General features: G+C 54.4%; 25 protein-coding genes. 9 read left to right on the top strand and 16 right to left on the bottom strand.

Annotated elements, in window-relative coordinates; genetic code table 11:
- Positions 1–11: 11 nt before the first annotated feature.
- Positions 12–1,220, top strand: coding sequence for an NO-inducible flavohemoprotein (gene hmpA, locus MFLA_RS03260; protein WP_011479006.1), 1,209 nt, complete (start codon positions 12–14; stop codon positions 1,218–1,220).
- 77 nt (positions 1,221–1,297) lie between these two features.
- Here hmpA and MFLA_RS03255 read toward each other — a convergent pair whose 3' ends face one another.
- The 12 genes from MFLA_RS03255 to MFLA_RS03205 form a co-directional block, all read right to left on the bottom strand.
- Positions 1,298–1,495 carry a (2Fe-2S)-binding protein gene (locus MFLA_RS03255; protein WP_048811831.1) on the bottom strand — a complete coding sequence of 66 codons (198 nt, stop codon included), beginning with the start codon at positions 1,493–1,495 and terminating at the stop codon, positions 1,298–1,300.
- A gap of 154 nt (positions 1,496–1,649) precedes the next feature.
- The gene (gene bfr / locus MFLA_RS03250; RefSeq protein WP_011479004.1) at positions 1,650–2,129 is read right to left on the bottom strand and encodes a bacterioferritin; all 480 of its coding nucleotides are present in this window, start codon (positions 2,127–2,129) and stop codon (positions 1,650–1,652) included.
- Between the two features lie 13 nt (positions 2,130–2,142).
- A complete protein-coding gene (bfr, locus tag MFLA_RS03245) occupies positions 2,143–2,628 on the bottom strand; it encodes a bacterioferritin (protein ID WP_011479003.1) in 486 nt (161 codons plus the stop codon).
- 199 nt (positions 2,629–2,827) lie between these two features.
- Positions 2,828–5,248 carry a heavy metal translocating P-type ATPase gene (locus MFLA_RS03240; protein WP_011479002.1) on the bottom strand — a complete coding sequence of 807 codons (2,421 nt, stop codon included), beginning with the start codon at positions 5,246–5,248 and terminating at the stop codon, positions 2,828–2,830.
- On the bottom strand, positions 5,241–6,038 hold the full coding sequence (locus MFLA_RS03235; RefSeq protein WP_011479001.1) for a FixH family protein: 798 nt from the start codon (positions 6,036–6,038) through the stop codon (positions 5,241–5,243). Before MFLA_RS03235 ends, MFLA_RS03240 begins: the two co-directional genes overlap by 8 nt.
- Before the next feature lie 3 nt (positions 6,039–6,041).
- The gene (ccoG, locus tag MFLA_RS03230; RefSeq protein WP_011479000.1) at positions 6,042–7,478 is read right to left on the bottom strand and encodes a cytochrome c oxidase accessory protein CcoG; all 1,437 of its coding nucleotides are present in this window, start codon (positions 7,476–7,478) and stop codon (positions 6,042–6,044) included.
- Positions 7,479–7,568: 90 nt separating this feature from the next.
- Entirely contained in the window at positions 7,569–8,504 is a 936-nt protein-coding gene (ccoP, locus tag MFLA_RS03225; RefSeq protein ID WP_011478999.1) for a cytochrome-c oxidase, cbb3-type subunit III, read from the bottom strand.
- Positions 8,505–8,519: 15 nt separating this feature from the next.
- Positions 8,520–8,687, bottom strand: coding sequence for a cbb3-type cytochrome c oxidase subunit 3 (locus tag MFLA_RS14310; protein WP_195742136.1), 168 nt, complete (start codon positions 8,685–8,687; stop codon positions 8,520–8,522).
- Between the two features lie 12 nt (positions 8,688–8,699).
- Complete coding sequence (gene ccoO / locus MFLA_RS03220; protein WP_011478997.1) at positions 8,700–9,434, bottom strand: cytochrome-c oxidase, cbb3-type subunit II; 735 nt, start codon at positions 9,432–9,434, stop codon at positions 8,700–8,702.
- Positions 9,435–9,478: 44 nt separating this feature from the next.
- The gene (gene ccoN / locus MFLA_RS03215) at positions 9,479–10,936 is read right to left on the bottom strand and encodes a cytochrome-c oxidase, cbb3-type subunit I (RefSeq protein WP_011478996.1); all 1,458 of its coding nucleotides are present in this window, start codon (positions 10,934–10,936) and stop codon (positions 9,479–9,481) included.
- A 79-nt stretch (positions 10,937–11,015) separates the two neighbouring features.
- Positions 11,016–11,591 carry an SCO family protein gene (locus MFLA_RS03210; RefSeq protein ID WP_011478995.1) on the bottom strand — a complete coding sequence of 192 codons (576 nt, stop codon included), beginning with the start codon at positions 11,589–11,591 and terminating at the stop codon, positions 11,016–11,018.
- Between the two features lie 86 nt (positions 11,592–11,677).
- The gene (locus MFLA_RS03205) at positions 11,678–12,337 is read right to left on the bottom strand and encodes an OmpW/AlkL family protein (RefSeq protein ID WP_011478994.1); all 660 of its coding nucleotides are present in this window, start codon (positions 12,335–12,337) and stop codon (positions 11,678–11,680) included.
- Between the two features lie 260 nt (positions 12,338–12,597).
- Here MFLA_RS03205 and MFLA_RS03200 point away from each other — a divergent pair, with 260 nt between their 5' ends.
- Both MFLA_RS03200 and MFLA_RS14305 read left to right on the top strand, forming a co-directional pair.
- The gene (locus MFLA_RS03200) at positions 12,598–13,518 is read left to right on the top strand and encodes a branched-chain amino acid transaminase (RefSeq protein ID WP_011478993.1); all 921 of its coding nucleotides are present in this window, start codon (positions 12,598–12,600) and stop codon (positions 13,516–13,518) included.
- Positions 13,519–13,547: 29 nt separating this feature from the next.
- Positions 13,548–13,739, top strand: a complete 192-nt coding sequence (locus MFLA_RS14305) for a zinc-finger domain-containing protein (protein WP_011478992.1) — start codon at positions 13,548–13,550, stop codon at positions 13,737–13,739.
- An 82-nt stretch (positions 13,740–13,821) separates the two neighbouring features.
- On the opposite strand, the gene murI is transcribed toward MFLA_RS14305, so the two are convergent.
- On the bottom strand, positions 13,822–14,610 hold the full coding sequence (murI, locus tag MFLA_RS03190) for a glutamate racemase (RefSeq protein WP_048811532.1): 789 nt from the start codon (positions 14,608–14,610) through the stop codon (positions 13,822–13,824).
- Positions 14,611–14,756: 146 nt separating this feature from the next.
- Here murI and MFLA_RS03185 point away from each other — a divergent pair, with 146 nt between their 5' ends.
- The 6 genes from MFLA_RS03185 to MFLA_RS03160 all read left to right on the top strand — a co-directional run bounded on the left by MFLA_RS03185 (position 14,757) and on the right by MFLA_RS03160 (position 19,261).
- Positions 14,757–15,332 carry a cob(I)yrinic acid a,c-diamide adenosyltransferase gene (locus tag MFLA_RS03185; RefSeq protein ID WP_011478990.1) on the top strand — a complete coding sequence of 192 codons (576 nt, stop codon included), beginning with the start codon at positions 14,757–14,759 and terminating at the stop codon, positions 15,330–15,332.
- 287 nt (positions 15,333–15,619) lie between these two features.
- Positions 15,620–17,155, top strand: a complete 1,536-nt coding sequence (locus tag MFLA_RS03180) for an alginate export family protein (RefSeq protein WP_011478989.1) — start codon at positions 15,620–15,622, stop codon at positions 17,153–17,155.
- A 175-nt stretch (positions 17,156–17,330) separates the two neighbouring features.
- Positions 17,331–17,531, top strand: a complete 201-nt coding sequence (locus tag MFLA_RS03175) for a YezD family protein (protein ID WP_011478988.1) — start codon at positions 17,331–17,333, stop codon at positions 17,529–17,531.
- Positions 17,532–17,558: 27 nt separating this feature from the next.
- Positions 17,559–18,569: a sulfate ABC transporter substrate-binding protein gene (locus MFLA_RS03170; RefSeq protein ID WP_011478987.1), complete on the top strand. Its 1,011-nt coding sequence runs from the start codon at positions 17,559–17,561 to the stop codon at positions 18,567–18,569.
- Between the two features lie 74 nt (positions 18,570–18,643).
- A complete protein-coding gene (locus MFLA_RS03165; protein ID WP_011478986.1) occupies positions 18,644–19,003 on the top strand; it encodes a DUF2325 domain-containing protein in 360 nt (119 codons plus the stop codon).
- 42 nt (positions 19,004–19,045) lie between these two features.
- Positions 19,046–19,261, top strand: a complete 216-nt coding sequence (locus MFLA_RS03160) for a TOBE domain-containing protein (protein ID WP_011478985.1) — start codon at positions 19,046–19,048, stop codon at positions 19,259–19,261.
- Between the two features lie 78 nt (positions 19,262–19,339).
- Here MFLA_RS03160 and MFLA_RS03155 read toward each other — a convergent pair whose 3' ends face one another.
- The 3 genes from MFLA_RS03155 to epsC are packed head-to-tail and all read right to left on the bottom strand — an operon-like array spanning position 19,340 to position 23,121.
- On the bottom strand, positions 19,340–21,205 hold the full coding sequence (locus MFLA_RS03155; RefSeq protein WP_011478984.1) for a family 2A encapsulin nanocompartment cargo protein cysteine desulfurase: 1,866 nt from the start codon (positions 21,203–21,205) through the stop codon (positions 19,340–19,342).
- Complete coding sequence (locus MFLA_RS03150) at positions 21,192–22,109, bottom strand: family 2A encapsulin nanocompartment shell protein (RefSeq protein ID WP_011478983.1); 918 nt, start codon at positions 22,107–22,109, stop codon at positions 21,192–21,194. Before MFLA_RS03150 ends, MFLA_RS03155 begins: the two co-directional genes overlap by 14 nt.
- A gap of 58 nt (positions 22,110–22,167) precedes the next feature.
- Entirely contained in the window at positions 22,168–23,121 is a 954-nt protein-coding gene (epsC, locus tag MFLA_RS03145; RefSeq protein WP_011478982.1) for a serine O-acetyltransferase EpsC, read from the bottom strand.
- Positions 23,122–23,227: the final 106 nt, after the last annotated feature.

The following is a 23,227-nucleotide window of genomic DNA, read 5'->3' as shown; positions in this document are numbered from 1 at the left end:
AAGGAGCCGATATGCTTTCTGCCACAGCCCGTCCCTATATTGAAGCTAGTGTTCCCGTACTGAGAGAGCACGGCCTGAAAATCACACAAACCTTCTATCACAATATGCTCAGCGCCCATCCTGAGCTCAAGAACCTGTTCAATATGGGCAACCAGGCCAACGGCATCCAGCAGCAGTCCTTGGCTGCAGCCGTATTCGCGTATGCCGCCAACATCGACAATCCCGCAGCGCTGGCGCCCGTCGTCAAACGCATCGTCCACAAGCATGCTGCCGTCGGCATCAAACCAGAACACTACCCCATCGTAGGCCAATACCTGATCGGCGCCATCAAGCAAGTATTGGGAGAGGCCGCCACCGATGAGCTGCTGGCTGCATGGGGCGAGGCCTATTGGTCATTGGCCAATCTCCTGATCGAGGAGGAAAAGTCGTTATATGCCAGCACAGCCAGCACGGCTGGCGCCCTGATGACGCTCAAGGTCGCGCGCAAGGTATTTGAGTCGGAACACATAGTCTCGTTTTACCTGCAGCACCCAGACGGGCGTAAACCCGGAGATTTTCTGCCAGGCCAATACATCAGCGTAGAGATGCAATTCGAGCAAAACAAAAGGCGCCAGCTCAGGCAATACAGCCTCTCGGACTCAAGCACGGCTCCGTGGTGGCGTATCTCGGTGAAGCGCGAGCAGGAAGCAGAAAAACCGGAGGGCCTGCTTTCCAACTGGCTGCATGACGAGGTCAAGGTCGGCGACTTAATTCACGCCACACCGGCATTTGGCGACTTTGTTCTGGATCCCGTCATCAGCGACCAGCCATTGCTGCTTATCTCAGCTGGAATCGGCATCACCCCCATGCTGTCCATGTTGAATTCAGTGCGCGACCTCGCCCCGCAGCGCCCAGTCTTCTTCGCGCATGCGGCTCGCAGCCCTGCATGGCAAAGCCATAGCCTGGATCTGCAAGAGGCCAGGTATCGTATGACCAATCTGCAAACGGCTTTATTCTATGAAAGCCTGGAAGGTGCACATGGCAGCATAGGGGGAGTGTATCAAGGACGCATGGATATCACTGACTTATGGCCGGCGGTCCTGCATCATGCCGATATCTACCTGTGTGGCCCACTAGGCTTTATGCAAGCACAACGCGAGCAGTTATTGCAAGCAGGGGTGGCGGCAAGCCATATCAAGCGGGAAGTATTCGGGCCAGATCTTCTGGACCACCTGCTGTAGGAAGATTCCATCAACAAGGAATCCGGCACAGGCTGGCCAATGTGCCAGCCTGCCGGTCACATAGCATGCTGACTTGATCAGGCGAAACTGATCGGCATGGCAATATCGCTATCCTGATGCGCTTCACGCAAACACTGCTTCGCGCAACTGGCGCATTGGCCACATTCTGTAGCCACGCCCAGGTCACGCCTCAAATCCTTGAGACTACTGGCTCCTGCGCGCGCCGCCTGGAGAATTTGGCGATCAGTAATAGCTCGACACACACATACGTACATAAATCTATCGGCAGCTTTCTCTTGCTGAATCAACATGCGTTAACAAACGATAATTATTATCGTTTTAACTCACTGTCTTGTCAAGAAAATTTGCCGAATAAATGCAACAAAAAACCGCAGGCAAAGCTGCGGTTTTTCCTGGGTAAAAGCCAGCTTAGTCTGCTGCCTCCATATGGGCTTGCAGATAGTTGGGCAGAGTCACATCCGCAATCAGGCTGTGCTGTGTTTCCAGCCAATCAATCGCGGCCTCACTGTTTTCCAGCAGTTCTTCCAGCAGATCGCGGCTGACATAATCCTGTAACTCTTCGCACAATGCGATCGCCTCCACCAGCAATGGGCGGTGTATTTCCCTTTCGTACTTGAGGTCGCCCTGGAGACATTCCACCACATTTTCACCGATCAGCAGCTTACCCAGATTCTGCAGGTTGGGCAGGCCGTCCAAGAACAGGATACGCTCGATTAGCTTATCCGCCTCCTTCATGACGCGGATGGATTGCTTGTATTGGTAGTCATTGAGCTTCTCCAGTCCCCAGTTGCGAAACATGCGGGCATGCAAGAAATATTGATTGATCGAAGTCAGCTCATTCTTCAACACCTTGTTCAGGATATCGATAACTCGTTTATCACCTTTCATCACAGACTCCTCATCAAACGGCAGGCTCAGAACTCATCTGGCTTTGCAGGTAATTTTCCAGACCCACCATGTCAATCAGGCGCAATTGCTTCTCTAGCCAATAGGCATGATCCATTTCGGTATCGTCGAGTTGCAGCAGCAGCATGTCCCGGGTCACATAATCACCAGCCTTTTCACATTGCGCCATCGCTGCCTTGAGGTCTCGAACCACCTTGTACTCCAGCGCCAGATCCGATTTCAGCATTTCAGGCACAGTTTTCCCGGTCGTCAAGGGATGCCGCTTTTCGAGGTCAGGCTCTCCTTCCAGGAAAAGGATGCGCTGAATGATGGCGCGTGCATGCTGGCGTTCATGGTCAGATTCGTGCAAGGTTTTCTGCGCCAATTGACCCAAGCCAAAATCTGCATACATTTCGCCATGCAGCAGGTATTGATCAACGGCTGTCAGTTCCCCTGCCAGCAGCCCGTTCAAAATATCAATGATGTTTTTATCGCCTTTCATAGTCCCTCCAACAGGATGTATCCAGTTGCATGCATCATACCTGATCCATTTCGAAATGAACAGAAAATTTATTTGTAAATAATTGATTTTTAATGATTTTATAAAGAAAAATACCAACAAGAAGCATTCTTCGTATTACAAGAGAACACATCACTTTCGCGCAGAAATCGATTGGGGATATAAAAAGACAAGTCTTGCGTTATCGCAGCCGCAAGGCATTGAGGATGACGATCAAGGAGCTTACTGACATACCGATCGCTGCCATCCACGGCGCAATCAGCCCGGCAGCGGCAAATGGCAGTGCCAATGCATTGTAGACCAAGGCCCAGGTGAAATTCTGACGCACGATGCTGACAGTGAAACGCCCTGTCGTAATGGCATGATCAATTTCCAGCAAGTTCTCGCCCAGCAGCACGATGTCCCCTGATGCCCGGGCCATTTGCGTGCCGCTCCCCATCGCAAACGAAACCTGTGCCCCGGCCAGCACAGGAGCATCATTAATGCCGTCCCCTACCATGGCAACCACCTCTCCGCGCTGCTGCATTTCACGTAACGCAGTCAACTTACCTTCTGGAGTCAGCGCTGCCCGCCAGTCACCTATCCCGGCTATCGAGGCAAAATGCTGCACGCTGGAAGCCGTATCCCCGCTCAATATCGAAACTGTTATATTGCGGCTCTTGAGCTGGTCAATCAGTTCAATCACACCGGGGCGCATTGTGTCAGCCAATACAAAAGCTGCCACCACCTGCTGCGCATTACTGAGCCATACGACGCTGCTCCCGGGTTCCACGCCTGCCACCTCGGGATAGGCGAGCTGGGGGTTGAGCGCCATATTGCCGATAAAATAACGCTCGCCGTCCACTTCGCCACTGATACCCTTGCCTGGATGATTGCGGATATCCACCCCACCGGCTCGCTCGCCTGCTGGGACCATATCCATGAAACTGCGCGCCAGCGGATGTTCTGAGGCTTGCTCCAGGCTTGCGGCAATACGCAGCACTGTGCCTGCCTGGTACCCATGATAAGGGATGGTCGCTGTTATTCGCGGGCGTCCCATGGTCAGTGTACCAGTCTTGTCGAATACCACATGTGTGACCCTGGCAAGGGTTTCCAGGGCATGACCGCGCGTCAGCAATACGCCCCGGCCGACCAAGTGCGAGCCCGCAGCTGCAAATGCCGCTGGCGCTGCCAGCGACAATGCGCACGGGCAGCTCACCACCAGCACCGACAGCACGATTTCAAAGCAACGTTCTGGCGCAATCCACCACCAGGCGGCACCGATCAGCACCACGGCAACCAGCAGAATGGAAGTGAAATACATGGCCACATGGTCGGCGATCCTGGCCAGACGAGGTTTCTCTGCCTGAGCCCGGTCCAACAGGCGCGCGATTCCCGCAATGACAGTCTGCTCTCCGAGTCCGGTCACCCTGACTTGCAAAGGACTTTCATAATTGACGCTGCCGGCATAGACATATGCGCCTGGCAGCTTGGCGACTGGTCGACTTTCACCCGTCAGCAGCGCTTCGTCCACTTGGCTTTGTCCTTGAATCACGACACCATCCCCTGCAATTGCCTCTCCAGGCTTCACCAGCAAGGTATCGCCTGCCTGTAATGCATGCAGCGGCACTATCTGCGGTTGCTGATTGGCATCCAGCCTGGTCGCCATCGGGGGAATCAGGCGGTGTAGATTTTCTGCCGCTTCTACTGACTTCTCGCGCGCATGGCGCTCCAGATAACGTGTGGCAAGCAGAAAGAAAATGAGCATGGTCAGCGTGTCGTAATACACGGTGCCCTGGCCCTGGAATGTCACCCAGACACTGCCGATGAATCCGGTAATCAAGCCCAGGCTGATAGGCACATCCATGCCGACCCTGCGATTGACAATGCTGCGCCAGGCGGCCTGATAGAAAGGCCAGGCCGAGTAGATCATGGCAGGGACAGTGATGACCAGGCTGAACCAGCGCAGCAGTTGCTCGGTAGCCGGCTCAAGCCCCTGCTCCGGGCCGGCATAAAACGCCACAGCCACCATCATCACCTGGGCGGCCGAAAGCCCTGCAATCGCCAGCCCCCTGAAATCCTGCCGCCGACGCTGCTCACGTACGGCTTCCTGTTGCTGAGCGCTGAAGGGATGAGCGTGATAGCCCAATCTGCGGATCTCCGCCAGTATCTGGCTCAGACGGATCTTACTGTCGTCCCACCTGACGCGTGCACGGTGAGAAGAGTAATTGATGGAAGCGGACACCACGCCATTGAGCTGCTGCAAGTGACGCTCATTGAGCCAGATGCAGGCTGCACAGGTGATGCCTTCAAGAATCAGGGAAGCTTCCAGCAGATCTCCCGATTCATCGTGCACAAAGCTTTTCTGCACTTCAGGATGGTCATACAACTCAAGCTGACGCAGCTCTTCCGGCACCAGTTCTTCGGCGGTCTGGGGTAGTTCGGTACGGTGCTGGTAATAATCCTCCAGCCCATTATCGACGATCGACTCCGCCACGGCCTGACAGCCGTGACAGCACATGCGGCGGCGCTGCCCGAGGATAGCAGCATAAAACTCGCTGCCGGAGGGCACCGGCAGCCCACAGTGGTAGCAGGACACCCCGATTGCCTGCAGATTAGTCATCACCGATAAACAGCGACTCCTGCTTGCGATAACGCTTGTCGCCCTGCTTCACCAGAACCTCGGCAACCCATCGCCCCGAGTCAGGCAGAATGACATCGGCAGCATACTCCCCTACAGCCTGCTCCTTCAGGGAATAAACCTTGTCATCGCGGCTGTTTGCCATACGCCAGAAATTGAGCGTCACCTCGGCCTGGGTGATGGCCTGGCCTTGGCCGTCCAGGATACGGGCTGCAATGCGCTGCGAAACGCCGGGGCTCAGCTCATCGATACCCAGCAGCTTGAGCTGCCACCCCAAGGCTTGTTGCTGTTGCAACTGCTCCAGGTGCGGTTGATAGCTCTTGTTGCGGTCATGCGGCATGACACCGGGAAAAGCCGTATGCACGCGCCCATTCTCAGGAACGGGGAGGAAAAAAGATGCCAGGCCATGTGGCAGGCCGCGTCCGGCAATAGAAAGCAGGATCGCGTTGGAAATCGCCAGGAAGATGAAAAACCCGATGATGACCTTGGGTCCCCAGTGCATGGATTGCTTCTTCCGCCTCATGCTGCCGAACACGCCGAGCAGACCCGCATTGGCAAGGAATACCACGAAGTGAATGGCAAGCACATCGCCGCCGGCCCAATGCTGCGTACTGTAGATGATATACAGAATGAAAGGTATGGCACCGCTCAGGACAGCGGCCCAGAAATTAGCGATCCTGACGGCACGCAGTAAGAAATACAACCCAACGGCGAAAAGGAGGCCGCCAAACAAGGTTTCAGCAATAGATAACGCAGGAATCAGCTTAAGCATGTGTCAATGACTGTTGAAATTGGCTTTCACCACGACAGGCTCGGCATCTGCGATGGTAGGGATGATGACAAATGAGAATTCCTTGGTATTGCGCGCGAGATCACTGGAAAGATCGACCTTGGCATTCAGGCTCAGGCTCTTGCCAGCGCGCACCCTGATTTCTGGAATATTGCCGAGATCCAGAGCGTCGGTTGGTATTCCCTGCACTTTCAACTCATAGCGCTGCTCATGTTCTGTCTTATTAGCGATACTGATCTGATAGCGGTTGCGTACACTGCCATCAGACAGCATGACAAACAGGGGCTGCCTGATCTGCTGTACACTGGCCTCGGTGTCATTGCGAGTACCGATGTTGTAGCACAATATCACGGTCGCCACCATCAGCGCTGAGGCATAACCCAACACCTTGGGACGTTTCCACTCCAGACGCGGCTGATGAGGAGAGGGACTTGCAATGTTCTGTTCTGAATCATAGCGGATCAAGCCACGGGGAGAACCGATCGAGTCCATGATCGTATTGCACGCATCGATGCACAGCCCACAGGAAATACACTGGTACTGCAGGCCGTCCCGGATATCGATCCCCGTCGGGCAAACCTGGACACAGTAACCGCAATCGATACAATCTCCATGCCCTGCCGCCTGGCGCTCCTCACGCGTACGCAATCCCTTGACTGGCGCCTTGCGGCCAGCCGTGCCCTCGCCTCGCCTCACATCATAGGCAACAGTCAAGGTATCCGGCTCGTACATGACTCCCTGGAACCTGGCATATGGGCAAGCAAGCGTGCAAATGTGCTCGCGAGACAAACCCGCGGCCACATACGTCGTGATGGTCAGCACGACGACCGTGATATATCCTGCCTCTGCTGCTGTACCGCTGAACAGCCGGGGTACGAAATCCGGCGCATAGGTAAAATAGCAGGCAAACGTCACTGCAGTCCAGAATGAGACCAGCACCATCAGGGCATGTGACCCTCCAACCTTGATGATCTTCTCAGCATTCCAGGGCTGCTTGAGCAACCTCAGGCGTGCCGGCCGCTCCCCCTGGATCAGGCGCTCAATCATGATAAAAAGGTCAGTCCACAGGGTCTGGAAACAGAAATAGCCGCACCAGGCACGGCCAATCAGGCCCGTAGTGAAAAACAGCAGGGCAGCTGCTATGAACAGCAACATGGCCAGCCAGAAAATATCCTGAGGATAGACGATCAGATTGAAGATGAAAAAGCGGCGCGACTCCAAGTCAAAGAGTATCGCCTGGCTCGCAGCGCTATTGCGTTCCCATGGAAGCCATGGCAATAGAAAATAGACGGAATAGGCAATCACCATCACCGCAGTCTTGAAATTGCGGAATTTGCCTTTTACCGAACGGGTAACAATCGGGATTTGCCGGTTTAGAAGCGGGGATTTCTTAGTAGTGCTGGCCGAACTAGTTGCTTCCATAACGCTGGTAATACACCACCCCTCTAAAAATGAGCTACGCTAGCAATAAAGGCCCACGTCACCGTGAGCCTTTATTCAGCATCATGCGATTTAATGACCGCCGCCCAGTGTGTCATGTACATAGACCGTCAGGAGCTTGATTTGTTCTGGCTTTAAGCGACCTTCCCAAGCTGGCATCACACCAGTATTCATACCGTTTGCAATGATGCGCTTGACTTCCGCAACCTTGGCCTCCTGCCCTGTCTTGCCGACAACATCTGCCCAAAGCCATATCTTATCGGTCAGATCAGCAGAGCCCATGGCCGTATTACCCTTGGCATCAGGTCCGTGACAGGTAAAGCAGATGCCCGCGCCATTGAATAGGGTTTTACCTTGCTCAGCCAATGATGAATCATGCGGCTCCCCAGACAAACTCAGCACATAATGCGCAAGCTGGGTGATCTGGTCATCTTGCAAAGAATTCTTGAAGGGCGGCATGATGCCATTGCGCCCTCCTTCGATGCTTGCGTGGATCTGCTCATAAGTACCGCCGAACTGCCAATGGTCATCAGTCAGGTTCGGCGCCATACCGATCTTGCCTTGACCGCCGGCTTGGTGACAAGCAGCGCAGTTGTCAGAAAACAGGGTCTTGCCAGCGGAATTCACGAATTGCATCAACTCCGCGTCCTTGGCCACATCCTCGAACGGCATCGCAGCCACTTTGTCGAACCACTGTTTCTGCGCGGCCTGGTGTTCATTCATTTCCCGCATGTATTTGGCACGCATGTTCCAATGGGTTGTTTTTTCCACCTCTTTGCCATCCGCCGTCGTCGCGGTATAGGTAATGGTGTGCAAACCAGGAACACCTTTGGTGAACTTGTCGCCAATCGGCCAGGCGGGATACAGCAGCCAGTAGACCACTGTAAAGATGAATGTAATGTAAAACCCCCATATCCACCAGGTGGGTAACGGGTTGGTATATTCCTCGATACCATCCCAGCTATGGCCCGTAGTTTTTGGTGTCGTCGTAGCCTTATCCTGACTCATATAATGCTTTCCTAACTAGATTTCGTCATCTTGCAACGGAATATGCTTGTGGCTTTCCAGCCTTTCGCCGCGCTTTTTGCTTCCGAAGACATAGAACAGGATGCCGCAGAACACGAGAAAGAAAATCAACAAAGATAAAGGCTTAGTGTTTTCAAAACGGGTGAACCAAAGCAACCATTCCATCATCTTTACTCCTTAGCGGAATTTGACAAAATAATCGTCATCATATTTCTTGAAATCCACCATGGTGCCCAGCACCTGCAAATAGGCCACCAATGCATCCATTTCAGTGATATTGCTTGGATCCGTATCGTAATTACCAGATTTAGCCTGCTCCACTAAACTCTCTTTTGCATTGGGAATATGTAATTGATCGGCTATCTCTTCACCGAACTCCTCTACATTGCGCTCATACTCGGCCTGACTGTTTGAGTACGGCACGCCGACACGACGCAGGGCGCGCATCCGATCCTGAATATCATCATATTGAAGTTCAGTCGTCGCCAGCCAAGGATAATTCGGCATCACTGATTCAGGCACCAAGGAACGGGGAGCAATCAAGTGCTGAGTATGCCAACTATTGGAATACTTGCCGCCCACACGTGCCAAATCAGGACCTGTACGCTTGGAACCCCATTGGAACGGGTGATCGTACTTGGATTCTGCAGCCAGCGAGTAATGGCCATAGCGCAATGCCTCATCGCGGAATGGACGAATCATCTGCGAATGACAGAGATAGCAACCTTCTCTGACATAAATATCCCGCCCACGTTGCTCAAGTGGCGTGTAAGGCCGGACGCCATCCACCTTCTCCACTGTTTCTTCAATGAAAAACAGGGGAATAATTTCAACCATGCCGCCCGCGCTGATGGCCAGCATGGTGAACACCAGCAATATGCCCAGGTTGCGCTCAATTTTGTCATGCTTCATGAATAACTCCAGTACAGTAACTCGTCTAACAATCAAGCGCCCGTTCAGGCCGTTGCCACATTGAGACCGGCATGGGCCTCTGTACTGCCTTGGCGAATGGTCTTGTACATGTTGTAGCACATGAGAATCATGCCCGCGAGGAAGAATGCCCCGCCAGCGGCGCGCATGACATAGAACGGATGCGCAGCAGCAACAGACTCGACGAAGGAATACTGAAGGTTGCCGAAATCATCGAACGCACGCCACATCAAGCCTTGCATGATGCCCGAGATCCACATGGCGGTGATGTAGAGCAACACCCCGATCGTCGCCAACCAGAAGTGGACATTGATCAGGCGCAGGCTGTACATCTGCGTGTTCCAGATGCGTGGCACCAGGTGATACATACTGCCGAAGGTAATCATGGCAACCCAGCCCAGCGCACCGGAGTGAACATGACCTACGGTCCAGTCCGTATAGTGCGACAGCGCATTCACATCCTTCAGGGACATCATTGGGCCTTCAAAAGTGGACATACCGTAGAAGGACAATGCGACGATCAGGAAGCGAATCACCGGATCGGTACGCAGTTTGTCCCAGGCACCAGACAAGGTCATGATGCCGTTGATCATGCCGCCCCAGGATGGCAGCAACAGCATGATGGAGAAGGTGGCGGCCAGCGTGCCGGTCCAGTCAGGCAATGCAGTCCAGTGCAAGTGGTGCGCACCGGCCCACATGTACAGGAAGATAATCGCCCAGAAGTGCAGGATGGACAGTCGGTAGGAGTAGACAGGACGGCCGGCTTGCTTAGGTACGAAGTAGTACATCATGCCGAGGAAGGCCGCGGTCAGGAAGAAGCCCACTGCATTGTGGCCGTACCACCATTGCGTCATCGCATCCTGGGTGCCGGCGAACAGACTGTAGGATTCCAGGGAGAACAGCTTCACTGGCACTTGCAGATTATTGAAGATATGCAGCAATGCGGTTGCCAGAATGAAGGCAAGGTAGAACCAATTGGCGACGTAGATATGTGGCTGCTTGCGTTTGAGCAAAGTCCCCACATAAATGCTCAGATAAGCCACCCAGACGAAGAGGATCAGCAAGTCAACCGGCCACGTCATCTCGGCATACTCACGTGCCTGGGTATAGCCAAACATATAACCCAATGCAGAGAGTGCAACTGCTGCCTGCCAGCCCCAGAAGGTGAAATTGGCCAACCCCTCTCCGCCGAACAAGCGAGCCTGACAGGTACGCTGTACAACATAGTAAGAAGTTGCAAACAGGGCACTGCCACCGAAACCGAAGATCACGCCACTGGTATGCACCGGGCGCAAACGCCCGAATGTAATGTACGGGCTATCGAAATTAAGGAACGGAAAGGCCAGCTCAGAGGCGATATATACGCCGACGAACATCCCAATCGCTCCCCAGATCAAGGTCATGATGGCGAACTTGCGAATAATATCGTAGTTATATTGTTCGCTAGCACCAACACCAGCAGACGCAATGCTTGCCGTTGCCATGGTCGCACTCCTCAAAAAAGTCGAATTTTAAAAATCCCAAAATTATATTCTTTATCCAAGCTCATGGACAAGAAAAACCCTAAAAAAATTGGGTAATATCATGTACCAGTTGTTCCGGCGTTGCGTCATGCCGCAAATAAGCACGAACCCGACCCTTGCGATCAACCACATATATCCCGGCGCTGTGATCGACCGTATAGGCATCACCACCTTCCACCGACCGCTTGGCGTATACCACCTTGTAATTTCTTGCAGCCTGCTTCAACTGCTCTGGCGTCCCATTCAATCCAATGAACCGCGCATCAAAAAATGGAACATACTGCGCCAGCACCTCCGGCGTATCACGTTCAGGATCCACACTGATAAATAACACCTGGACTTCTTGCGCCTTGTCTCCCATCAGCTTCATGGCATTCGCCATGGAAAGCATGGTTGTAGGGCAAACGTCCGGGCAATGCGTATAACCGAAAAACACCACCACTACCTTGCCCTTGAAATCTTCCAGGTGCCTCACCTGCCCCAGGTGGTCAGTCAGGGTGAAAGCTCCTTCCAGCTCCCTGTCGCTGATATCAGTACCGTACAGTTCCAGCTCCTGCTTCCCCGGACCGCATGCAACCAAGGAAAAAACCAGGAACATCCACAGCCATCTCAACATATGCTCACCTGCAGCCGACAATCCAAACCAAGATTATCGGCCACCAGGCGATTTATGCCAAACCGCAGATTGCGGTTGATGAGCAATTAGAAGCGCTTACCAAAACCAAAGCCGATGACCCAGGGGTTGATGTCCAAGCTATCGATCTTGGGGCCGTCCTTGAGCTTGACGTCGGTATCGATCCAAAGATACTTGACGTCAGCGTTGAGCAACCAGCCATCCTTGAGATTGATATCGAAACCGGCTTGAAACGCAGGAGCCCAGCTGTTGCGCTCTACACGGATATCTCCCACCTGACTGGAATGGAGGCCGTTATCCATAAAACGCGTATAGTTGATACCTGCACCGACATATGGATCAACTGTCTGGTCGGGACGGAAATGCCATTGCACTGTCAATGTCGGCGGCAGCAGGTTCACTGAACCAAGATTTTCGCTCGCAACCCCATTGGCACCCTTGATGCTCACATCATGACGAGTACCCAAGGCGAGGATCAACTCCAGCGCAATGTTCTTGGTCACATAGTAAGAAATATCCAATTCCGGGATCACCTGATCGTTGACTTCCAGCTTGGAGCCAGCGCCAACGCCCAATAAGGCATTGGTATGATCTCCCAAACGGCTACTTTCATTCGGGCTAATATTTACCGCGCGCGCACGGATCACCCAGTCCCCGGCCTCAGCCATTGCAGTAGCCGGAACCATCAACGCACAAGCCAACAGCACACTTCGCTTCAGTTTCATCATATCTCTCACTTTTATTATTCACTATAAAACGGATACCACGTGAACCATTCTAATCCTATTAACCATAATATGAAAGTGGTTAATATCCGAGCATTTTACTCAAGTTATTTAGGCTCCATATTATTGGTTTCATTACCAGATATGAACACCACTGGCCGCGACATTGCCGATGAACAATTTGAGAAAACCAGCTATTCAAATACAAGGCCTTGCGCGTACAATGGCAGCTTTTGACAGCACTTGGTAACGGAGAAGCAAAGATGTCGATGGCCGACCGCGATGGTCTGATTTGGTATGACGGAAAAATGGTGCCGTGGCGTGATGCCACTACACATGTATTGACCCATACACTGCACTACGGCATGGGTGTTTTCGAAGGTGTTCGCGCCTATAAAACGGACAAGGGCACTGCGATTTTCCGCCTGCAGGATCACACCGACCGTCTATTCCGATCAGCTCATATCCTGGGCATGAAACTGCCATATGACAAAGCCACTCTACTGGAAGCGCAGAAAGCTGCCATCCGCGAGAACAATCTCGAGTCGGGCTATATGCGCCCCATGGCGTTCTATGGCGCCGAAGCCATGGGCATTTCCGCCAAGACGCTTTCCACCCATGTGATCGTGGCGGCATGGAAATGGGGTGCCTATATGGGAGATGATGCGATCAAGCATGGTATCCGTGTCAAGACCTCCTCCTTTGCCCGGCACCATGTCAATATCCATATGTGCAAGGCAAAAGCCAACGGCAACTACATGAACTCTATCCTGGCCCACCAGGAAGCCGTTCAGGATGGCTATGACGAAGCCCTGCTGCTGGATGTCGATGGTTTCGTCGCCGAAGGCTCGGGTGAAAACATCTTCATCATCCGCAACAACAAGATCTACACGCCAGACCTTACCAGTGCGCTCGAAGGCATTACCCGCGACACCGTCGTCCAGCTTGCTACGGAATTCGGCTACCAGATCATCGAAAAACGCATTACCCGTGATGAGGTCTATTCCGCAGACGAGGCATTCTTCACAGGCACCGCCGCCGAAGTCACCCCGATCCGCGAACTGGACAATCGCGCCATTGGCACCGGGACACGCGGCCCCATCACGGAAAAGCTGCAATCCAAGTATTTCGACGTGGTGCATGGCCGCTCTCCCGAGCATATCGACTGGCTGACACTGGTATAACACAGTACGAGAGCAGGAGGACACTACATATGGCAACTGATCGCAAGGAAATCGAAGTCACGGCGAAAGAGCTTCCTCTGCATTGTCCCACCGATGACGTGGCACTGTGGTGTTCGCACCCACGCATTTTTCTCGATGTAGCTGCAACGGGTCATGTTGCTTGTCCCTACTGCGGCACCAAGTACAGACTGAAAGCTGGCGAAACCGTCGCACACCATTGAACAATCAAGCCGGACAAGTCCGGCTTGATTGTTTCCACGACAGGGTCAACCCTGTCTGCAACGCTTCCTGCAAGTCAGCTGACTATCCATTGAATACCTCGACATCAATATGTCCAGCATGCAGCAAGCGGATCAGCTGTTGCGCATTACCTGCGGCGCTGTTGGTCCAGGCCTTGACGCTACCCGGCGCCCGAGAAGCGGTCAGCAGCCCGGCTTCCTCCAATCGATGGCCAACTTGTCTCGCCACTGCCGCCCCCGTATCGATGAGCACGACATCCGGCCCGGCAATATCCGCGATCAGTGGCTTGATAAAAGGATAATGGGTGCAGCCCAGCACTATTGTATCGGCTCCCTCCTCCATCAGTGGCGCCACATATCCAGCAACCAAAGCCCGGGTTGATGGAGTATCCAACTCACCTCGCTCTATGCACTCTACAAGTCCCACGCACGCCTGGGCCACCACCTTGATATGTTTGCCGTAATGCTCAAGCAAGGCAGCAAACTGGGCGCTTTTCAATGTTCCGGTCGTCGCAAGCACACCGACCACGCCGCTGCGGGTTGCCGCCGCCGCAGGCTTGACTGCGGGCTCCATTCCGATGACAGGAATATCGAGCTCATTCCTGAGAATGCGGATTGCTGCCGCTGTCGCCGTATTGCACGCAACGACAATGGCCTTGGCTCCGGATTCGATCAGGAATTGGGCAATGTTCCGCGAGCGCTCAATAATGAAGGCTTGCGGCTTGGGACCATATGGCGCATTCAGGGAGTCGGCAACATAAAGCAGGTGCTCGTGGGGAAGCTGCTGCTGGATATGCCGCAGCACAGACAAGCCTCCCACGCCAGAGTCGAACACACCAATGGCAGGAGTCATGCTGGTGCTTTCAAGAGAATGCATGGATGTATAAGCCGCAATCGACAAAAGAAATGAACCCCGGGAGTTTACCCAAGCATACAGCCACAAGCCAGCATGCAGATTGTCTTACAATTTGGCTGATATCATCATCAGGAGAATAGGGCATGGGCAACCGCTTAAGCAAAATATACACACGCACGGGCGACAATGGGACTACCGGCCTCGGTGACGGCTCGCGCATTGAGAAGGACAGCCCGCGTGTGGAGGCCATGGGCTGCGTGGATGAGCTCAATGCCGCACTCGGCGTTTTATTGGCGGAAACATTGCCTGAACAAATCACCCAATCATTGACGCAGATTCAGCATGACCTGTTCGACCTGGGCAGCGAAATTTCCATCCCCGGGTACCAGCGGTTGCAAACAAGCCGCGTCGCAGCACTGGAACAAACACTGGACAAGCTGAACGCCGACCTTGAGCCGCTCAAGGAGTTCATTCTTCCCGGCGGCACGCGCGCTGCTGCATTATGCCACCAAGCTCGCACCATATGCCGACGTGCGGAACGGGTGCTGCTATCCCTGCATCGCGAGCAAGTGACCAGCGATGCCGCCTTGCCATACCTGAACCGCCTGTCAGACTTGCTGTTCGTCATGGCACGCCATCTCAATCATACCGCAGGGCGAGCAGATATATTGTGGCAAAACCAAGCTCGAATATTAAAAATAAATATAACAATAGACTAAAAAAGTATTTTTAATTATTAAAACGCATTGCTACATTACAGCCTTGCTTTATGAATGCAATCTGAAGGTTTTCTGTCTCATGTTGATATCAGCCCAGACACTCGCACCATGCCTTTCCGTGAACAGGCAGTCGCTTTAGTGTAGAAGCAAGACTGTGCCCCAGCGCTTTGCCGTAATACGTAAACGCGCTTAACGCCCGCTGTATTCCAGCGGTCGCAATCATCCTCATCGGTTAACCAGGTTGGCTTGCCAGTCAACCGGAAGCAGCACAATCAGGGAGAAGTATTTTGATCAAGAACAACAGGCTTATCCGGCTACTCATTGCTGGAAGCATCACGCTAACGGCAGCAGGGCTGGCTCATGCCACCGAAGAATCCGCCCAGGATCTCGATCAAGGCGCACGCATCAAGGCGCGCCAAGCGGAAATTGCCGCAGAAGCTGCACGTGCGAAAAAAGCGGAAAAAGGCTACTGGGTAGCACCACGCGCTTATGGCACGACACGCGAATCCGAGCCTCCCAAGTTTACCAAGCCGATTAACCAAACCTGGCTCAAGGATTATACGGATATAGACTGGCTGGACATAGGTGCCGATTACCGCTTCCGCTATGAAAATCGGGAAAACGATTTCCGCCGCAGCATCAATGTGAGAGACGAGCCATTCCTGCTGCGCTCGCGCGTTTACCTAGCCGTACGCAACAAGTTCGATCCCTTCCGATTCACCATGGAAATTGAGGATGCGAGAAGGAACCATAGCCATTTCACCCGCGATAACCGCGATGTCGACTTGGCAGAACCGATTCAGTTCTATGGCGAGCTGTTTTTCAAGGACGGCCTGGGCCAGGATGACCTGGGCAATGACCGCCCCATCAGCATCAAGGCCGGTCGCATGGCCTTCGAGCAGCTGGACCGCCGTCTGATCGCCCGTAACGAGTGGCGCAACACCACGAACACATTCCAGGGCGTACGCGCCACTTTCGGTCAACATAAGAACGACTGGGAGCTGGACCTGTTCGCACTGCAGCCTATCGTGCGCTTCACCGAGCAACTCAATCAAAGGGACAAGGGTCAATGGTTCTATGGCGCGGTATTCGACTGGCGCAAATGGTCGGACGTTGTGACGCTATCGCCATCGTATTTTTACCTGAAGCAAAATGGAGATGAGGTGAAATACAATTCCTCCGGCACCAGAGTCAACAATGCCAATGACCGCGAGATCCACACGGCAGGCCTGCGCGGCTATGGCCTCATCGGCAAGACCGGCCTTGATTACGACATCAGCTATTACCGCCAATGGGGTGAGGATGGAGCAAGCGACCACAAGGCATATTCCCACATTACAGAATTCGGCTACACCGCCGACCTTGCCTGGAAACCGCGCTTCAGTATCAATTACGGTGTTGCCAGCGGCGACAAAAGCTCCAGCACGGGGACCATGGAAAGGTTCGACCGCCTGTTCGGGTTTGCGCGCCCCTGGTCCAGCAACGATTACATCCAGATGGAAAATGTCAATGCCACCAAGATACGCGCCGAATTCAGTCCCTTCACCGGCGTGAATATTGATACCGGCTATAGCTGGTACAAACTGGACAGTGCGACGGACCGCTGGGGTGCCAGCAGCATCAGCAGAGACCGTTTAGGCCGCTATGGGCGCGACTTAGGCGAAGAATATGATATCCGTGTGCGATTCCCCTTGCACAAGCATGTAGCGGCCAATATCGGTTATGCATATTTCAAGGGCGGCGAGTATGTGAAAGGCAATATTGGCGACCGCAAGGACACTTCCAACTTCTTCTATGTCGAGCTGACGGTCAGCGCCTTCTAGCCGCCTTGCTCTGTATAGCTCCGTGTCAACCGAGATGCCATAAGCTTCTCGGTTTTTTTTACACCCCAAACACATATTCAAAAAAACGATAAAATTATAAAAACAAATTATTTTTAACTATTTAATAACCTTGCTACAGTTCCTCCATTCATTGAACACTGCCAAAGGCAAGCGTATGTCACAAGCACCAAAATTGAAAGCCAGCGACGAGGTGATCCAGGAAATCCTGCGTTCCATCGACCTGTTGCGCTTTGGCTCCATCGAAATCACCGTTCACGATAGCCGCGTCACCCAGATCGAGCGTCGTGAAAAAATCCGCTTCAACAATGAGGCCACAAAACCCAAGCCAGCCTTGCAAAATGCTGTTAACCACTAAATAAAGCCAATAACCAAAGGATTTTGCATGAAACGTTTTCTTCCCCGCCTTGCCGGCCTGATTACCATCACGGCATTGGGCAGCTCACTCTCTGCGTTGGCGGCCGATATCACCCTGCTGAATGTATCCTATGACCCGACACGCGAGCTTTACCAAGAATACAACAACGTATTCGCAAAATACTGGAAAGAAAAAACAGGCGACAAGGTAACCATCAAGACCTCTCACGGCGGATCAGGCAAGCAAGCCCGCGCCGTCATCGACGGCCTGCAGGCCGATGTGGTCACGCTCGCGCTTGCCTATGATGTCGATGCGCTGCAAGAAAAAGCCAAGCTGATTCCCAAGGACTGGATCAAGCGCCTGCCTGACAACAGCTCCCCTTATACCTCCACCATCGTGTTCCTGGTACGCAAGGGCAACCCCAAGAACATCAAGGATTGGGACGACCTCGCCAAGCCTGGCATCAAGGTGATTACCCCCAACCCCAAAACTTCCGGCGGCGCGCGCTGGAACTACCTGGCGGCATGGGCTTACGGCCAGAAGAAGTTCAACAATGATGAATCCAAGACCCGCGAATTCATCGGCAAGATTCTCAAGAATGTCCCGGTGCTGGATTCCGGCGCCCGTGGCTCAACAACCACCTTCGTGGAACGTGGAATTGGTGATGTCCTGCTGGCGTGGGAAAACGAAGCCTTCCTGGCACAAAAGGAACTAGGCCCAGACAAGTTCGAGATCGTCGCACCGTCGCTGTCCATCCTGGCCGAACCATCCGTCTCGGTAGTGGACAAGGTGGTCGACAAGCGCGGCACCCGCAAGGTGGCGGAAGCCTATCTGCAGCATCTGTACAGCGAGGAGGGTCAAGAAATCGCCGCAAAGAACTACTACCGCCCGCGTCTTGAGAGTGTCGCCAAGAAGTATGAAAAGTTCTTTCCCAAGCTCAGCCTGGTCACCATAGACCAGGCGTTTGGCGGCTGGCAGAAGGCGCAGAAAACGCACTTTGCCGATGGCGGCACCTTCGACCAGATCTATCAGCAATAAATTGACGATTCATTGATTAACAGTCAGCGCCGAGCACAATTTGGCGCTGGCAGCAGCTAAAGGAGACTCTCATCATGAGTACTGCGTTAATTGTAGGCGGCGACCAGATTGAAGGCATCAAGCAAGAACTATCCAACTTCGGTGTCACGCATATCAACCACTGGTCGGGCCGCAAGGTCGGCGACGGCAAGAAAGTCATTCCGCACGATACCGACCTGATCGTGTTGGTCACCGACTGGATCAGCCACACCTTCACCCACAAGATCAAGCAGACCGCGGCCAAGCGCGGCGTGCGGATTGTCTACACGCCGAATGGTCCAACAGCATTGCGTACTCGCTTGAAGCAACTGAATCCAGACTATGTCGCGGAGGGAGAGTGTAGCGAGGGCATTCACGCCAATGCCCGCAGGCAAGACCGTCTCTTCCTAAATTAATCTGCGCTTCATATTTATTGATACTGCCAAAGGAGTTTTACCATGGCCATTCACGCAATTAACGTTCGCAACCAGTTCCGGGGCAGGGTCAAGGAAATCGTACTAGGCCCCGTCGTCTCGGAAATTGACGTCGAGACACCAGTCGGCATTGTCACCTCCGTCATCACCACGCGCTCGGTCAATGAATTGAATTTGCAGGTCGGCACGGAAGTGCTGGCACTGATCAAGGCGACCGAGGTTTCCCTCGCCAAAGTATAGCGACCAACTGATTTAACCGCTGGTTAAACGACAAGGCCAGGAGTGCTCCTGGCCTTGTTAGCTCGCCCAGAGATACGTTCAGCGTTTCGCGGAAGCCAGTTTGGACAGCACCCCCTGCAAGACATCCACCTCGGCATAAGTATTGTAGAAAGCCAGGGAGGGCCTGACCGTGGCTTCCACACCGAAGCGTCGCAGTATCGGTTGCGCGCAATGGTGGCCAGAGCGTACCGCAATACCTTCCTGATTCAATGCAGCCCCGACCTCTTCACTCTTGTAGCCCTGCAGATTGAACGAGAGCACGCTGGCCTTGTGCTGGGCGGTGCCGATCAAGCGCAGCCCCGGCACCTTGTTCAGCGCGGCGGTCGCATAGACCAACAGCTCGTGCTCATAACGCGCAATGTTCTCTATACCCAATCGCTCCACGTACTCGAGCGCAGCTCCCATGCCCACCGCATCGGCGATATTGCCGGTTCCCGCCTCGAACTTGGCAGGCGCGCCATGATATACCGTCTTCTCGAAAGTGACGTCCTGGATCATATTGCCGCCACCTTGCCAGGCGGGCATGTCGTCCAGCACCTCAGCCTTGCCGTACAACGCCCCGATGCCTGTCGGGCCAAATATCTTGTGGCCCGAGAATACCAGGAAATCGCAATCCAGGGATTGCACGTCCGTACGCATGTGCGAGACTGATTGCGCGCCATCTAACAGCACCTTGGCACCCACGGCATGCGCCATGGCGATCATCTCCCTTGCCGGCGTCACGGTGCCGAGAGCATTGGAAACCTGGGTGAAGGAAACCAGCTTGGTGCGCGAAGTCAGTAATTTCTGATATTCGTCGAGCAGCACCTGTCCAGTATCGTCCACCGGCACCACTTTGAGCTTGGCCCCGGTCTCCTGGCACAACTGCTGCCAAGGCACGATATTGGCATGGTGCTCCAGGTGGGTCACCACCACCTCGTCGCCCTCGCCCAGATGCTTCCTGCCCCAGGTCTTGGCCACCAGGTTGATGGCCTCGGTCGTGCCGCGCACAAACACGATGTTTTCCACCGCAGGCGCATTGATGAAACGGCGTACCGTTTCACGCGCGCCTTCATAGGCATCAGTCGCACGCGCCGCTAGCTCATGCGCTGCACGATGGATATTGGAATTCTCGTGCTGATAGAAATAGGACAGGCGGTCGATCACCGCCTGCGGCTTCTGTGTCGTCGCAGCGTTATCCAGCCAGATCAACGGCCTGCCGTTCACCAACTCACTCAGGATAGGAAAATCCTTGCGCACCAGACTGACGTCGAACGGCGGATGGGCCGAAGCTGCTACATCCGGTATGCCGGGACGCTCCGCGACAAAATAGTAAGGCGATGCATTGCCAGCGCCTGGATTTCCCGAGCCATGCGGGTACAGGCTATTGACAGGTAAAGTCAGCAAACCTTGCAGATCGACTGGATACGGGATATCCACGCCGCCAAGCAAACTGCTGATATCCAGCCCTGGGAAGGCAGGCGCAGGCCCAACGGCCTCAACCCGCTCCTGGCTGAATTCCGGCGGTAGCCGGGACGGCGACACCCCGAGGCTGGGGGGCGTGACCTGCGCAAGCTCAATACCGGGAACGACATTGGCCGCAGCGGGCGCGCCCGCCGGCAATGCAGACACTGCGGAAGGGACGGGCGGCACGGGTGCCCCTATTCCCGGGCTACCGGCAGCATATGGCACAGCGGAATCCGTCAATGATGCCGTGGAAGGAAGTTCTGGCGCACCATGCGGAAAACCTTCGGCATAGATTTCATTGGCAATACGGGTCAGCTCGTCAATATCCAGATGCCCGCTTGCCTGCGCCTCCCGCCCCACCACAATGGCCGCGGCCATGCGCGGATGCTCGCCCGGGAATGCTGCCAGGATGGCTTCGGGCTCAAACGATGACAGGTCGTGAATGTTACTTGTAGTCATAGTAGTTGCCTACGTCGACATTCTCGAGCACGGCAATCGCATCTTCGGTCAATACCGCCAGCGAGCAATAAAGGGAAACCAGGTAGGAAGCAATCGCCTTGTGATTGATGCCCATGAAACGGACGGACAACCCCATGCTTTGCTGGCCTGGCAGGTTGGGCTGGTACAGGCCCACTACGCCCTGGCGGCTTTCGCCGGTACGCAACAGCAGGATGTTGGTCTTGCCCTTGGTCACCCGCAGCTTGTCGCACGGAATGATGGGGATGCCGCGCCAGGTGATGAACTGGGAACCGAACAGGCTGACAGTCGGCGGCGGCACGCCGCGGCGTGTGCACTCGCGGCCGAAGGCTGCAATCGCCTGCGGATGCGCGAGGAAGAACGCTGGCTCCTTCCACACGCGGGAAATCAATTCATCGAAATCGTCCGGCGTGGGCGAGCCGCTGCGGGACTTCACTTTCTGCCCGTCTGCAATGTTGTGCAGCAAGCCGTATTCCTTGTTGTTGATCAGCTCGCTTTCCTGGCGCTCCTTCACTGTCTCGATGGTCAAACGCAACTGCTCGCGGATCTGGTTGTGCGGACTGCTGTAGAGATCTGAAATGCGAGTATGCACATCCACCACGGTATTCACGGCATTCAGCACATACTCGCGGCCCCATTCTTCGTAATCCACGAAAGTAGCGGGCAATTCGCGTTCGTCCTTGTTGGAGCAATCCACCTCGACATGGTGGTTATCCTTGACCTTGTTGACGCGGTAGATACCCGCCTCCACCGGTACCCATTGCAACAGGTGCACCAGCCAGCGCGGCGTGATGGAACCCAGCATGGGCACGGTTTTCGTGGCATTCGCCAGCGTGCGGGCCGCGACGTCGCCGAGGGCAGTTTGCCCTTGATGAATGTCTGACATGAAAATCTCTCCTTTAAAATTACCGATTGATGCGGCGGACCAGATGCCGCCTATTGCTTTACTGATGAGTCACAGTGCCGTTGCGCGGGCCTGCAGGCGCGCCTTCCCCCATCTGCGCCTGGGTGATATTGCTATTGGGTGGAACACTGTAAGTGAGCCAGACATTGCCGCCGATCACCGAGCCGCGACCTATCGTAATGCGGCCCAGGATCGTGGCTCCGGCGTAGATGACGACGTCATCCTCGACAATCGGGTGGCGCGCATTCCCCTTCACCAGGGTGCCATCGGCATCTACAGGAAAGCGCTTGGCGCCCAGCGTGACTGCCTGGTAGAGGCGTACATGGCGGCCAATAATGCTGGTCTCTCCGATGACAACGCCCGTACCGTGGTCAATAAAAAACCCCTCACCGATCTGGGCACCGGGATGAATGTCGATGCCTGTGGCGGAATGGGCAATTTCAGTGATCATGCGAGCAATCAACGGCACACCCAACTGGTGAAGCACATGAGCAATACGGTAGTGGGTGATAGCGTTGATACCTGGGTAGCACACCAGCACTTCGTCTACGCTGCGCGCTGCCGGATCACCTTCATAAGCCGCGCGGATGTCGCTGTCGAGCAAATGCCGGATGGCGGGCAGCTGGGAAGCGAACTCACGCACCAAGGCCGTTGCGCGCACTTTCAGGTCCTCGACCTGATCGAGCTCTGCGATGAAGCTCAACTCCAGCCGCACCTGAGCGACCAGTTCCCGTAGTGCCACATCCAGCGTATGCCCCACGAAATAATCAATGCCCTCCTCCCGCAGGTCCGGCAAACCAAGGCGGTTGGGAAATAAGGCGGCTCCCAACCCCTCTACGACTCCCGCAAGCGCCTTGCGCGCAGGAAGCTTGGGAGGGCGGTTCAGCCGGTTGCGGTGCTCCAACGCAGTTAACCTGACTTCGCGCAAGCTAGTGACGATCTGGCTGATCCCCAGTTCATCACCGAGCTCAGCATTGTTTCGAAGTTGACTCATTCAGGTGCCACCCACATTGGTCTTGTAAAAAATAAAAAAGCCAGCCCCTCTTTCATGAGGTGCTGGCTTCCGGTTGTCCGGTCAGCTTACGCTAACATGTGTTGAA

This window comes from Methylobacillus flagellatus KT (assembly GCF_000013705.1).
Lineage (GTDB): Bacteria > Pseudomonadota > Gammaproteobacteria > Burkholderiales > Methylophilaceae > Methylobacillus > Methylobacillus flagellatus.
Note: the sequence above shows the minus strand (reverse complement) of the source record. Positions and strands in the feature narration are given on the sequence as shown.